The following is a 14,514-nucleotide window of genomic DNA, read 5'->3' on the forward strand; positions in this document are numbered from 1 at the left end:
GCGTTCGTCCTGAGCCAGGATCAAACTCTCCAAAAAGATGTTTGATTGCTCAAAAACACCGACAATCTACAATAGTAGATTTTAAAAATTATTGATGGTTATTTACTATGAAATAACCTCGTTGGTTTATAAAACCAACACGCTTGACGTTTTGTTTAGTTTTCAAAGAACTTTGTTAATGTCTATCGCTCAGAAGCGACTTTATAAATATATCACGCTGACTTTTAGAAGTCAACAACTTTTTTCTCTTTCAACACGTCGTCGTGCTGACTTAAAATATAATAACATCCAATGTTGATATTAACAAGTGTTAAAAAATAGAAACAGAGTGAAGTTCATCCTTCACTCTGTCATGATTTCATCAATAAACAAATCTCTTCTTTTCGATAATTGTATAAACTCACCGTTCAAATCTAGCTTAATCATAGGCCTTGTTGGTGATTTTGATTCTATAAAAACAATCTCTCCGATTTGATTGTTAGATAGTCTTACTTTTGATCCTATTGAGAAATTAGCGATTCCAGAAGTTAAGGCTTGAATAACGGGAATATCAAATTGTCCAAAACTATCCTGAATAATTAACTCGAGTACTTTAAAGGGGGATTGCTTTGAACGATAATTTCGCTCTGATGTCATGGCATGATACACATCGGCTACAGCAATTATTTTTCCAAAAGGATGGACTTTCTCTCCCGTTATTCCTAAAGGGTATCCACTTCCATCGATTCTTTCATGGTGCTGAAATACTCCTAGCTTCACACCTTCCCTTATCACAGGCAGATTTTGTAACATTTTATACCCATGTGTTGGGTGCATTTTAATTTCATTATACTCTTCTGGAAGTAGTGCAGTTTGTTTATCTAGTATTTTGGGATGGACTTTTGCCATTCCACAATCCGATAACAACCCTGCAATTGCTACTTGTATCCATTCTCCTTTTTCATAGTTCAATTTCTTCCCTAAAAAACCAGCTAAAAGACCAACTGTAACAGAATGGTGATATAAGTACTCCTTTTTTGTTGAATAATGATGAAGCATAAATAACTCGGAAGGGGCATTTACTACACGCTCTAGTAAAGGAATAAAGAATTTGCGAATTTTTACAATATCTATTTGAGATCCTGATTGCCAACTTTGGAAATATGCTTTAAATTCTTGAACCGATTTTAAATAAAGGCTAATTAAAGGTGTAGCTTTCTCCTCTGTATTTTCCTCATGGTATTCTTCACTTTTTTCTCCCGGTTGAAAAGGTTGCCCGTTGACTAGAACCGATTCAATATTTACCTCTCTAATTAGAAAAGCATGAAGAACTTTAATATGTTGTTTGGATAATACTGTTTTTTTGGTGATGATCGGTCTATTTGTTAAGGAGGTGACATCTGTCGATAATATACAGCCTTCTTGCAATTGATTAATTTGAACCTTCATATATAATCTCCTCTCCAAGTAAATCAACATGGATGGTTATGATGAAAAACGTTTAGTTGGCATTGAATGGGACAGAAAGGTTAGGTATTATATCTATTTTACTAAAAAAAAAGGAACACTACGACGTGTTCCTTAAAATTTTTTATTCTTCTTCTTCGGATTGGCTAATTTCAGCCACTACTTCTTCATTCTCTTCATGTTCTTCATGTTCTTCTTCTATTTCTTCTTTTTCGACTATAGCTACTGTGGAAACATTTTCCTCGTCACCAAGTCTTATTAATCTTACACCTTGTGCATATCGACCGAATTGTGAAATCCCACCGGTAGCCATACGGATAAGAACACCGCTGGCCGTTATAACCATAATATCTTCATCACCCGATACGGTTTTTATTGCCATAACTGGGCCCGTTTTATCGGTAATGGTTGTCGTGCGTAATCCTTTTCCACCACGGCTTTGAACTCGATATTCACTCTTTGGTGTTCGTTTACCATATCCATTTCGAGTGACGACAAGAACATCAAAGCCTTCATTAAGGATTTCCATTCCTACTACTTCATCATCTTCATCCAGACTAATACCTTTCACCCCTGTTGCCGTTCTACCCATTGATCGTACGTCTGTTTCAGGGAAATGGATAAGCATACCATTCTTTGTTCCAATGATAATATCCTTTGAACCATCTGTTAGCTTTACAGAGATCAATTCATCTCCGTCTCGTAAATTTACAGCAATCAATCCACTTGTACGAATATTTCCAAAGGAAGAGAGTGGAGAACGTTTTGAGATTCCTTGTTTTGTTGTAAAGAATAAGAAGTTATCATCACTAAATTCCTGAACTGGAATCATCGCATTAATCCATTCACCTTTATCAATTTCTAGGAGGTTAATGATTGGAATGCCTTTTGCAGTTCGACTGAATTCAGGTATTTCATATCCTTTCGCCCTGTATACTTTCCCTTTATTCGTAAAGAATAAAATTGTATTATGGGTGGACGTTGTTAGTAGATGTTCAACGAAATCATTTTCATTGGTACCCATCCCTTGAATACCTCGTCCTCCTCGTTTTTGCGAGCGATAAGTTGAGGCTGGGAGACGTTTAATATACCCATTGTGTGTAAGGGATATTACGATGTTCTCTTCTGGGATTAGGTCCTCATCCTCTATCATCTCTACTCCGCCAGCAACAATTTCAGTACGTCTTGTATCGTTGAATCGTTCTTTAATCTCTTGTAGTTCTTCCCGGATAATATCCAACACTTTTTCTTCATCTGCAAGAATTGCCTTCAATTCTGCTATTAAGGCAACTAAACCTTTATATTCTTCTTCAATCTTTTCTCTTTCTAATCCTGTTAAGCGTTGTAAGCGCATATCTAAAATCGCTTGTGCTTGCTTTTCAGATAGTGAAAATTGTTCCATTAACCCCGTTCTTGCAATATCAGTGGTTTGTGAATTACGAATCAATGTAATTACTTCATCAAGATGATCTAAAGCAATTCGCAATCCTTCAAGTATATGTGCTCTTGCTTCTGCTTTTTCGAGCTCAAATTGTGTTCTTCTTCGGATTACAACTTTTTGATGATTTAAGTAATGGTACAGTACTTCTTTTAAGTTTAGTACTTTCGGTTGTCCATCTACTAATGCTAGCATGTTAATACCAAAGCTAGTTTGAAGTGCCGTTTGCTTATATAAATTATTTAAAATGACATTTGCATTGGCATCACGGCGAATCTCCATAACAATTCGCATACCATTTCGATCTGATTCATCACGTAAGTCAGTAATACCATCTATCTTTTTATCCCGAACAAGCTCGGCAATTTTCTCGATAAGCTTTGCCTTGTTTACTTGATAAGGGATTTCATGAACGATAATTGTTTCTTTTCCATTTGATTTTTCTTCGATTTCTACCTTAGCTCGGATAATAACAGAACCTCTTCCAGTCTCATAAGCCTTTCTAATCCCGCTTCTTCCGAGAATTTGTCCAGCTGTAGGGAAATCTGGTCCTTGAACCGTTTCCATTAACTCAGCGATGGTTATTTCAGGATTTTTACTTACAGCTAACACACCATCAATAACCTCTCCAAGTTGATGAGGCGGAATATTCGTCGCCATTCCAACCGCAATACCTGTCGCGCCATTTACAAGTAAGTTAGGAAATCGTGCAGGTAAAACAACCGGTTCTCTTTCTGAACCATCATAGTTGTCTTTATAATCAATCGTATTTTTATTAATATCACGAACTAGTTCCATTGATATTTTGGACATACGTGCTTCTGTATAACGCATGGCTGCTGCAGAATCACCGTCTACAGATCCAAAGTTTCCATGTCCATCTACTAGCATATAACGGAAATTAAAATCTTGAGCCATACGTACCATCGTTTCATAAACAGCAGAATCCCCATGCGGGTGATACTTACCGATAACTTCTCCAACAATACGCGCTGATTTTTTATAGGCTTTTTCAGCTGTCATGCCTAGATCATTCATCGCATATAAAATACGACGATGAACAGGTTTTAGCCCATCCCGAACATCGGGAAGGGCACGAGAAACAATTACACTCATTGCGTAATCTAAAAATGATGTACGCATTTCATGACTAATATTTATCTCTTTAACTTGTGGTTTACGGTTTTCTGACATAAGAGCCTCCTTAAGGAGTTCAATAAATTTTTTTCAATAATTAAATATCTAAATTCTTCACATATTGTGCATTTTCTTCAATGAAATGACGTCTTGGATCTACTTTGTCACCCATCAGCATTTCAAATGTTTCATCCGCTTCAATTGCATCTTGTAAAGTGACTTGAAGAAGCGTTCTTGTTTCTGGATCCATTGTTGTTTCCCATAATTGTGTTGGATTCATCTCTCCTAGACCTTTATAGCGCTGTATGCCCGGTTTTGGTTGAGCCGGCATTTCTGCTAGATACCTTTCAAGCTCTTTATCATTGTACGCATATTCAACTCGTTTACCTTGTTGGATTTTATACAATGGTGGTTGAGCAATATAAATAAATCCGTGCTCAATAATTTGACGCATATAACGGTAAAAGAACGTTAATAGCAATGTTCGAATATGAGCACCATCTACGTCCGCGTCAGTCATAATGACAACTTTATGATAACGTGCTTTTGAAATATCAAAATCTTCACCAACACCTGTACCAAATGCTGTAATCATCGCTCTAACTTCGTTATTTGATAATATTTTATCGAGACGTGCTTTCTCTACATTGATAATTTTACCACGAAGAGGCAGGATAGCCTGGAAATGACGGTCGCGACCTTGCTTTGCAGATCCACCCGCTGAATCACCCTCTACAATATAAAGTTCACTGATTGACGGATCTTTAGAAGAACAGTCTGCTAGCTTACCTGGTAGACTAGAGACCTCTAAAGCACTTTTTCTTCTCGTCAATTCTCTTGCTTTTTTTGCTGCCATACGAGCACGTGCAGCCATTAGGCCTTTATCAACAATCTTTCTAGCAACAGAAGGGTTTTCTAGCATGAATTTTTCAAAAGTTTCACCAAATGTTGCTTCCGTAACCGTTCTCGCTTCACTATTTCCTAATTTTGTTTTTGTTTGTCCTTCAAACTGAGGATCTGGATGTTTAATAGAGATGATGGCGGTTAACCCTTCACGAACATCTTCCCCTGACAAATTACTTTCTGAATCTTTTAAAAGATTGTTCTTTTTTGCATAGTCATTGATGACACGTGTAAGAGATGTTTTAAATCCAACTTCGTGCATTCCACCTTCATAGGTGTGAATATTATTAGCAAAAGAGTAAATATTACTTGTGAAGCTTTCGTTATATTGAAGGGCTATTTCAACAGAAATATTGTCCTTTTCACCTTCAACAAACACAATCTCTTCATGTACAGGTTCTTTTGTGCGATTTAGATGTTCAACGTAAGCTTTAATACCGCCCTCGTAATAGTACTCATTTGAGCGTTCTTTTTCTTCACGTTTATCTTCAATCGTAATCTTTAAGCCACGATTTAAGAAGGCAAGTTCACGGATACGATTTGCTAGTGTATCGTAATCATAATCTAATGTTTCAGTGAAAATCTCCCCATCAGGTTGAAAGTGTACGATCGTACCTGTTACATCCGTTTCACCGATAACCTTTAAATCCTCAGCTGGAACCCCTCTATGGAACTCTTGATAATGTACCTTTCCATCACGATGCACGGTTACATCTAACTGAGTTGAAAGAGCGTTAACAACAGAAGCACCTACACCATGTAGTCCACCTGAAACTTTATATCCGCCTCCACCAAACTTACCGCCTGCATGCAGGACGGTCATGATAACCTCAACAGCTGGTCTTCCCATCTTTTCATGGATACCAACTGGAATACCACGTCCGTTATCTTTAACCGTTATACTATTGTCTTTCTCAATTTGCACATTGATTTCTGTACAATATCCAGCTAAAGCTTCATCGATACTATTATCTACAATTTCCCACACTAAGTGGTGGAGACCTTTTGCACTCGTAGTCCCGATATACATTCCTGGGCGTTTTCTTACAGCCTCTAATCCTTCTAATACCTGAATTTGATTTTCATCATAAGCTTGTTGTTCCATTTCTTTTTGTTCCATCGCCACTTAATTCACCTGCACTTTGCCTTTACTTGTCTAAAGTCTATATTTCACTATTTCAAATATCTTGGATTAATGGTCCTGCATCAAACATTTGTGTTGCTCTTCTTTTTAGCGTAACAGACGCCAAAGGGGAAAAATAGATTTGATGTAACGTAACAATAACTGTTTTCATAGAGTTATTAGAAATCTCAACAATTTCCTTCGTTTTCCTTTGACTTTCTATAAATTCCTGTACAATTATTGAGGAATGATAAAGTTGTCCATCTAAAATCGTAATGATTTCATCTAATGGAACCACAACATTCTCACCTAAGTGTATATACAACAAACCACCTCATTTCAGCTTCTCTATACTACCTGATGTTACCGAGAATTGCGCAGCTTGTCTTAACGTATCATGATCAATTCCTTCTACACTTGTAGTTGTTACAAATGTTTGAACCTTACCTTGAATCGTGTTTAATAAATGTGATTGCCTATAATCGTCTAGCTCAGATAAGACATCGTCTAACAATAGTATCGGGTACTCACCAATTTCTGAATAGATTAGTTCTATTTCAGCTAGCTTTAAAGATAATGCCGTAGTCCGTTGTTGTCCTTGTGAGCCGAAAGTTTGAACATCTCTTCCATTCACAAAAAACTCAAGGTCATCTCGATGTGGCCCCGCTAAGGTCATACCTCTTTCTATTTCTCTATCTCTTATTTTACCAAATTTTTGTTCGTATACATCTATCATTTTCGACAAATCTAGCTTTTCTGATACATCTATAGAGGCTTTATACTTGATTTCTAATTTTTCTAAGCCTCTACTAATTCCATGATGGATGGGATCAGCCCATTTTTGCAATAATTGTAGAAATTCAAAACGCTTTCTTACAATTTTTGCGGCAACCTCTGATAACTGGGTGGAAAGCACATCTAACATGGTCATATCTTTAACTCGTTGTCTTTGTAATTGCTTTAGATAGTGATTACGCTGTTGAAGAATTTTTTGATACATGCTTAAGTCATGCATGTATACTGGAGAAACTTGTCCGATTTCCATATCTAAAAATCTTCTTCTTACTTGGGGACTTCCCTTCACAATATTTAAATCCTCTGGAGCAAACATAACTATATTCATGGCACCCACATATTGACTCAGTTTTTGCTGTTCAATATGATTTAACTTTGCTTTTTTCCCCTTTGTAGAAATAATTAGCTGCAGGGAAAAAGGACCTTTTTTCTTTTGAACTCTTCCTTCTATTTTAGCATACTCCTCATCCCAGCATATAAGATCTTTATCATTTGATGTACGATGCGATTTCGCCATTGCTAGAACATAGATGGATTCCATTAAGTTCGTTTTTCCCTGAGCATTTTCTCCGAGAATCACGTTTACTTTATTTTCGAAAGTAAGATCAATTTTTTTATAATTTCGATAGTTAGTTATTGACAGTTTTTCAATATACATGGGAATTCCCCTAATTGGTTTCTTGGCTCTTTGAAAAGTAGAGATACTTTCCTTAAAGCAGATTGACTATAGTAAAGACTTAATTTCCACACATAAAAAGCAAAACGAAGTAATCATCGCGCTCTACTGACCTGGTGTGAATTAATTGATTTTTTTTGTTGAAAACTTACTTTTCTTGAGTTTCAATCGTATACGTTCCTTTTCCCTCAATTTCAATAAGGTCACCGTTCCGTAGTTTTTTCCCACGGCGATTTTCTTCTTCACCATTAACTGTAATATGATGTTCTTCTAAAAACCACTTTGCCATACCACCACTATCAATGACATCTGCAAGTTTTAGAAATTGTCCGAGAGTAATGTATTCTGTGTGGATGGTTACTTTCTTTGACATGTAATCTCCTGCTTTCATTCGTTTATTCATTTATATTAATTGTACTAAATAAAGAAATAGAACAAAAGGCTCATTGCGCCCCGCTTAGCCTCAGGCAGAGCAAATGTTCTGTCATAAAAAGTGGGTGGTTTCCCTTTTATTCATGACAGGTTATTTGACCTCGAGTGGCTGAGTGCTGGAGCTGGATTCCAAGTCACTAGCCCAATCTCTTGCTAAAAACTTTTATACTTTCTTAATAAGTAAGAAAAGAAAGCCATTAGGAAGCTCTCTTTGTTCTTCTTAATCGCTTTCTTTCTCTCTTAATTAATATGTCCGAACAGGTAAAATTAGTTGTAAAGTTTTTTCATCATCTACAGGTTGGATGAAAAATGGTCTCATGGCACCAGTAAAACTAATTCTTACATCTGGACCATCTATAGCTTTTAACGCATCCATCATATATTTCGCACTAAATGATATTTTTAATTCTTCTCCCTCTATCAATTCACTCTGAATTTCCTCCGTAACTTTCCCAATTTCAGGTGAGTCAGAGGATATTTCTACGATTCCTTGTTCAATCGTACTGAACTTAACTACATTATTACGACCTTCTCTTGCTAATAGGGAAGCTCGATCAATGGCATGGAGAAGTTCTTTACTGTTGAGTAAAATGTCTGTTTTGCTTTCAGACGGTATGAGTCTTGATGTATCTGGGTAATTTCCATCCAATAAGCGAGAAAAGAACAATATATTTTTCATTTTAAATAAAATTTGTTGCTCAGTCATCACAATCTCAACACTATCAGTTGTATCATCAAGAATTTTGCTTAGTTCATTAAGGCTTTTCCCTGGAATAACTACGTTTGCTTCTGGGATTGAGCTTGAAGCTGCAATAAGTGCCTTTCTAGAAGCTAAACGATGGCTATCTGTTGCAATACAATGTAATTCACTATTCTCAATTTTCCAGTTCACACCTGTTAAAATTGGACGAGTTTCAGATGTTGAAACGGCAAAAACAGTTTGTCTAATAAGATTTTTTAAAAGATCAGCTGGAAGAGAGAATACGTTTTCTTCAGCAACTTGAGGAAGCTGTGGATATTCCTCTGCATCAAGTCCATTTAAATTAAATTCAGCCTTACCAGATCGAATGACAACTTGAAGTTGATTTTGAATATCTATTTCAACGATGTCTTGGGGTAACTTCTTAACAATTTCACTGAAATAACGTGCTTGAAGAACAATACTTCCTTTTCGTTCGATTTCTACTATTTCATCCCCAGCTTCTTCTACGGGTATAAAAGATTCAATTGAAATATCAGAATCACTTCCTGTTAAAGTAACACCTTCATCAGTAGCAACAATTTTAATCCCTGTAAGTATAGGAATTGTTGTTCTTGATGAAACTGCCTTCATTACATCCTGAACAGCTTGGACTAGATAATCTTTTTGGATCGAAAATTTCATGTTTTTTCCCCTTTTCGTCATAAATAGATTTCCTACTCATATATTAATATTTTATTTAAAAGAATAGAAGTAATAGTAATAGGGCCTGTGGATTTGTGGATAACCTGAAATTATGAAAGGAAACACAGCCTATCCACATGTGGACAGACTGTGTGTAAGTATGTTCAAGTTATTCACATTATTAAGATATGAATCTTTAATTCTTTAAAAGTCCTTGGATATCTTTTATTTGCTTTTGAAGCGTATCATCGGTTTGGAGAAGCTTTGAGATTTTTTCATGAGCATGAATAACAGTCGTATGGTCTCTACCTCCAAATTCCTCTCCGATCTTTGGTAATGAGAAATCTGTAAGTTCCCTTGATAAATACATGGCTACCTGCCTAGGAAAAGCAACAGATTTTGTTCGCTTTTTCGCTTTAAAGTCATCCAATTTAATGCTGTATTGCTGCCCGACAATTCGCTGAATATCTTGGATGGTAATAACCTTAGGCTTCGAACTTGGAATGATATCCTTCAGGGCCTCCGCTGCCAGATCAGCATTAATATCTTTATTAATGAGAGAAGAGTAGGCAACCACACGGATCAGTGCGCCCTCAAGCTCACGGATATTTGAGTCAATTTGATTGGCGATATATAGCATGACTTCATTTGGAATATCCAAGCCCTCAGCTTTTGCCTTCTTTCGCAAAATGGCAATACGTGTTTCTAAATCAGGTGGAGTAATATCAGTTATCAATCCCCATTCAAACCTAGAACGAAGACGATCCTCTAAGGTTGGAATTTCTTTTGGTGGTCGATCACTCGATATAACAATTTGCTTGCTTTCTTCATGTAACGTATTGAAAGTATGGAAAAATTCCTCTTGTGTTTGTTCTTTTCCCGCTAAAAATTGAATATCGTCTATAAGTAGGACATCAACATTCCGATATTTATTCCTAAAATCAACCGCTTTATTATCACGAATTGAATTAATAAATTCATTCGTAAACTTTTCAGAGGATAAATAAACGACTTTTGCAGACGGATTGTGATCAATCACATAATGACCAATGGCATGCATTAAGTGGGTTTTTCCTAGTCCTACACCTCCATATATAAATAAAGGATTGTAGGCTTTAGCTGGTGCTTCAGCAACAGCTAATGAGGCTGCATGAGCAAATCGGTTACCAGATCCAATAACAAATGTATCAAATGTGTATTTTGGATTTAGCATGCTTTGAGGCAATTCAAGTGGTTCATCATCAACTTTTGAAACACGCTTTTTCGGCAGTTCTACATCAAAGTCTTCTTCTAACTGATTTTGAGGAATAATAAATTTAATTTCTAGCTCTGCTCCTGTAATGTCATAAATCGTATCACCAATAATAGAAGAGTATCTGGATTCTAACCAATCTCTTGCAAACTCATTTGGAGCAGTAATGATCAGGGTATTGCTTTGAAGAGCATGTGCTTTTGTTGATTTTAACCATGTTTCAAAACTAGGCTTGCTTAATTTTTTTTCTATCTCTTTTAAGGCTTTATTCCATAAATCTGAGATATTCTCCAATCTGTTTCCCCCCCTTGCTCCGAGATATGTACAAGTTTTGTACAACCGTTTGTATATAAAAGAATAAACATACATTTCCACAAATAATGTTAATAAATATAATATAGTAGAAAAATGGTTTTTCGACAGTATTCACGGTTTGTGGACAACTTTTTTCACAGGTACTGAACAAAGTATCCACAAGCTATCCACAATCTGTGGATAAAGTAAAACGTGAAATAAATTATTCAGAGTGAAAACACAATAATAATAACAAATAAAAAGTATATATGCAATGGTTTTTAATAAGTTATCCACAAGTACAACAACTTGTGGATTTATTTTTTCCACAACACAAGATACTGTGTAAAAGTTGTCGATAAATGATGAAAAAGGTAAAATTTGATTAGAAAACTATCCACAAGCTGGAATTATCGAGGTCTTTTACATCTTATAGGGAAATTTTAGGTTTTTTCAATTCGAGTTGACATTTTAAGGGGTCGTTCTCTATAATTATTAAGACTGTCTTTTTGATATTTAAACAAAAGGATTTCAAACAAATGGACACACATAGAAATGTTGTTCATAAGAGCAATTCCTTGATTGCTTTCAAAATAAGGCTGTAACAATTGATCGATGGTCTTTTTCATAGAGGGAATTGCCTTACCTAGTATCGAAATGTAACCTTGATTATATCGGGTTGCACGGTTTAAAGATTTTTCCCAGGAGGTGTCATAAATAATGAAACGTACGTATCAACCAAATAAGCGTAAGCGTAGTAAAGTTCATGGATTCCGTAGCCGTATGAGTTCTGCTAATGGTAGAAAAGTTCTTGCTCGTCGTCGTCTAAGAGGAAGAAAAGTATTATCAGCTTAAGACCACTGTCTGAACAGTGGTCTTTTTTCGGCTAATGAAATATTTTTTTATAGAAAGATGTACCCTTATTTTTATGAAATCAATTGCTGGCCACTTATTTGTCGGTATCTATCTGTTCTACTGATAAATCAACGATTATTTATCAGTAGAACGAGTATAAAAAAGGTTATTTTGAGGTACGATGGGCAAAAGTAGAGTATAAACACAACCGCCTTAAATGGAGTGTTTCAGATGAAGAAAGAATATCGGATAAAAAAAAATGATGAATTTCAAAATGTGTTTCAAAAAGGGACTTCGTTTGCAAATCGGCAATTTGTTGTTTATTCGTTAGAAAAGCCTGGACAAGTGCATTTTCGTATCGGATTATCTGTAGGGAAAAAGATAGGAAATGCAGTAACAAGAAACAGAGTAAAACGTTTAATACGACAAATAATATTCGAATTGCAGGAGCGCCTTCCTCAAACGAAAGACTTCATAATCATAGCTAGAAAACCGACAGCTGAGATGGAATATCACGAAATAAAGTCTTCATTGGAGCATGTTTTGAAGGTCGGGAAAGTACTAAAGTCTCCTAAAGTGATGAAAAAAAATTAGAAATTCGACAATATTTTATGATCTTGCTGATTTTGTCATGTTTTTCATTCGAGAGATAAAAGAAATTTTAATAGAAAAGTGATACAATATGTGTTGGTATTGTATTTTAAAATACATAGAGTAGAGAAATTGTTTATTTTTATAAAAATAAGCGATTTTGCAGATTAAAGGAGGATAAGGCAATAGTGAAAAAGCGGTTATTATTACTCATAGCCTTACTAGGTATCATGACTTTGCTAACGGGGTGTATGGAAGTTGACCAGCCTATTACTTCTGAAAGTGAAGGAATATGGAATCAATATTTTGTATATCCGTTATCATGGCTTATTATTTATTTTGCTGAATTAATGGGAGAAAGCTATGGATTATCTATTGTTATTGTAACTCTATTAATTCGCTTTGTATTACTACCATTAATGATTAAACAAACAAAGAGTTCAAAAGCAATGCAAGCACTTCAACCTGAAATGCAGAAGTTACGTGAGAAATATAGTTCAAAAGATCAAAAAACACAACAACAGCTTCAAAAAGAAACAATGGAATTATTCCAAAAGCACGGTGTAAATCCATTAGCTGGATGTTTTCCAATCCTTATTCAAATGCCTATTTTAATTGGTTTTTATCATGCAATTATGAGAACTACTGAAATTTCGACGCATTCTTTCTTATGGTTTGATTTAGGTGAAAAGGATCCTTACTATATCTTACCGATAGTTGCAGGTATCACAACGTTCATTCAACAAAAAATTATGATGGCAAGTGGAGCAGCGATGCAAAATCCACAAATGGCGATGATGCTATGGCTAATGCCAATCATGATTGTTATCTTTGCAATTAACTTTCCAGCAGCTTTATCTTTATATTGGGTAGTTGGAAACATCTTTATGATTGTACAAACTCTTGTCATCAAAGGCCCAGATATTAAGGATACTGCAGGTAACACAGGAGGAGCAAAAAAGTGAGAGAAGTAACTGCTACAGGTCAAAGTGTTAATGACGCAGTAGAATCAGCTCTAACTCAGTTACATGCAACAAGAGATCAAGTTGAAATTGAAATTCTAGATGAAGGTAAAAAAGGTCTGTTTGGACTATTCGGGAACCGTTCTTCAGTCGTTAAAGTAAGCTTAGTGGACAATCCTATTGAAGAAACGAGAAATTTTCTTCTAAATGTTGCAACTAAAATGGGGATTGTTATTGAGATTACCGTAACAGAACGGGACCGGGAAGTAGAATATCAGCTTTCAGGAAAAGACATTGCTTTATTAATAGGTAAACGAGGACAAACTTTAAACTCACTTCAATACCTGGCTCAATTAGTGTTTAATCGCCATACGAAGCAATTTAGAACCATTATTGTAGATGCTGAAAACTACAGATCTAGAAGGAAAGATACATTAGAGCAGCTAGCCATTAAGCTTGCAGATAAAGCGATTAAAACAAGAAAAGATGTAGCGCTAGAGCCAATGCCATCATATGAAAGGAAGATCATTCATACGGTATTGGTTAAAAATCGAAATGTAAAGACATTTTCAGCAGGAGAAGAACCATTTAGACATCTAGTTATTTCACCCTTAAAAAAAGAACAAGTAGCTAACGCTAGAGTTTAATGAAATTTGAAAAGAGTAGCTTAGGCTGCTCTTTTTTTTATAATTTAAGAAAGTATAGTTCTGGTATTTAGTTTATATAATGTTACGGCTAAATCCAGCTCCAGCACCCAGCCAAGATGAAATGACGACGATCTTTGCCAATTCATCCTACTCGAGGGAACAAGAAAAATCACTTTTTCCTTGGTCAAATAACCTATCTTGAAAAAAGGAAAACCACCCTTTATTTCATGATAGGTTATTTGCTCTGTCTTAGGCTAAACGGGGCGCCCTGAGCCTTTTTCTTGCCTCTGTTCATAAAGGGGATCTTCCTTCCAAAAACCCTGGCTTTCCCTTCGGAAATTGGGACTAGAGAGGGGATATTTAGCATTAGGGTGCAGCAGGGTATCAATAGAAAAAATTCACATACTTATTTTAGACGTACGTAGTTCATTATGATATAAAAGGTACTTTAAGTTTTCCGATATGTTGAATTAGGATTTTTTTATGATGATATCAAAAAATATTTAAAGTTGATGTGTTGGCATTTAGGTTGTGGATAAGTTAAAATAGAGCTACCAATACGTTCGGGAAAGTTATCCA

At 35.7% G+C, this 14,514-nt stretch carries 12 protein-coding genes; 4 read left to right on the forward strand and 8 right to left on the reverse strand.

Annotated features, from left to right (window positions below; translation table 11 throughout):
* Positions 1 to 342 precede the first annotated feature (342 nt).
* From ACFSCX_RS00005 to dnaA, 8 genes are all read right to left on the reverse strand, one after another.
* On the reverse strand, positions 343 to 1,428 hold the full coding sequence (locus ACFSCX_RS00005; RefSeq protein ID WP_377926022.1) for an HD-GYP domain-containing protein: 1,086 nt from the start codon (positions 1,426 to 1,428) through the stop codon (positions 343 to 345).
* Between the two features lie 142 nt (positions 1,429 to 1,570).
* Entirely contained in the window at positions 1,571 to 4,078 is a 2,508-nt protein-coding gene (gyrA, locus tag ACFSCX_RS00010; protein WP_377926023.1) for a DNA gyrase subunit A, read from the reverse strand.
* A gap of 40 nt (positions 4,079 to 4,118) precedes the next feature.
* Complete coding sequence (gene gyrB, locus ACFSCX_RS00015) at positions 4,119 to 6,044, reverse strand: DNA topoisomerase (ATP-hydrolyzing) subunit B (RefSeq protein ID WP_377926313.1); 1,926 nt, start codon at positions 6,042 to 6,044, stop codon at positions 4,119 to 4,121.
* A 58-nt stretch (positions 6,045 to 6,102) separates the two neighbouring features.
* Positions 6,103 to 6,372 carry an extracellular matrix regulator RemB gene (gene remB / locus ACFSCX_RS00020; RefSeq protein ID WP_377926024.1) on the reverse strand — a complete coding sequence of 90 codons (270 nt, stop codon included), beginning with the start codon at positions 6,370 to 6,372 and terminating at the stop codon, positions 6,103 to 6,105.
* A gap of 9 nt (positions 6,373 to 6,381) precedes the next feature.
* Positions 6,382 to 7,500, reverse strand: a complete 1,119-nt coding sequence (recF, locus tag ACFSCX_RS00025) for a DNA replication/repair protein RecF (protein ID WP_377926025.1) — start codon at positions 7,498 to 7,500, stop codon at positions 6,382 to 6,384.
* A 166-nt stretch (positions 7,501 to 7,666) separates the two neighbouring features.
* The gene (yaaA, locus tag ACFSCX_RS00030; protein WP_377926026.1) at positions 7,667 to 7,891 is read right to left on the reverse strand and encodes a S4 domain-containing protein YaaA; all 225 of its coding nucleotides are present in this window, start codon (positions 7,889 to 7,891) and stop codon (positions 7,667 to 7,669) included.
* Between the two features lie 303 nt (positions 7,892 to 8,194).
* Positions 8,195 to 9,334, reverse strand: a complete 1,140-nt coding sequence (dnaN, locus tag ACFSCX_RS00035; RefSeq protein ID WP_377926027.1) for a DNA polymerase III subunit beta — start codon at positions 9,332 to 9,334, stop codon at positions 8,195 to 8,197.
* A 196-nt stretch (positions 9,335 to 9,530) separates the two neighbouring features.
* Positions 9,531 to 10,880, reverse strand: a complete 1,350-nt coding sequence (gene dnaA / locus ACFSCX_RS00040; RefSeq protein WP_377926028.1) for a chromosomal replication initiator protein DnaA — start codon at positions 10,878 to 10,880, stop codon at positions 9,531 to 9,533.
* 720 nt (positions 10,881 to 11,600) lie between these two features.
* Here dnaA and rpmH point away from each other — a divergent pair.
* The 4 genes from rpmH (at position 11,601) to jag (ending at position 13,935) form a co-directional block, all read left to right on the forward strand.
* Positions 11,601 to 11,735 (forward strand): 50S ribosomal protein L34, encoded by a 135-nt coding sequence (gene rpmH / locus ACFSCX_RS00045; RefSeq protein WP_149220711.1) that lies wholly within the window; start codon positions 11,601 to 11,603, stop codon positions 11,733 to 11,735.
* A gap of 231 nt (positions 11,736 to 11,966) precedes the next feature.
* Positions 11,967 to 12,329 carry a ribonuclease P protein component gene (gene rnpA, locus ACFSCX_RS00050; RefSeq protein WP_377926029.1) on the forward strand — a complete coding sequence of 121 codons (363 nt, stop codon included), beginning with the start codon at positions 11,967 to 11,969 and terminating at the stop codon, positions 12,327 to 12,329.
* Between the two features lie 185 nt (positions 12,330 to 12,514).
* Positions 12,515 to 13,291 (forward strand): YidC family membrane integrase SpoIIIJ, encoded by a 777-nt coding sequence (spoIIIJ, locus tag ACFSCX_RS00055; RefSeq protein ID WP_377926030.1) that lies wholly within the window; start codon positions 12,515 to 12,517, stop codon positions 13,289 to 13,291.
* Complete coding sequence (gene jag, locus ACFSCX_RS00060; protein WP_377926031.1) at positions 13,288 to 13,935, forward strand: RNA-binding cell elongation regulator Jag/EloR; 648 nt, start codon at positions 13,288 to 13,290, stop codon at positions 13,933 to 13,935. The genes spoIIIJ and jag overlap by 4 nt, the downstream gene beginning before the upstream one ends.
* The last annotated feature ends 579 nt before the right edge of the window (positions 13,936 to 14,514 follow it).

It is taken from the genome of Bacillus salitolerans (genome assembly GCF_042680805.1).
GTDB classification, from domain to species: Bacteria; Bacillota; Bacilli; order Bacillales; family SA4; genus Bacillus_CJ; species Bacillus_CJ salitolerans.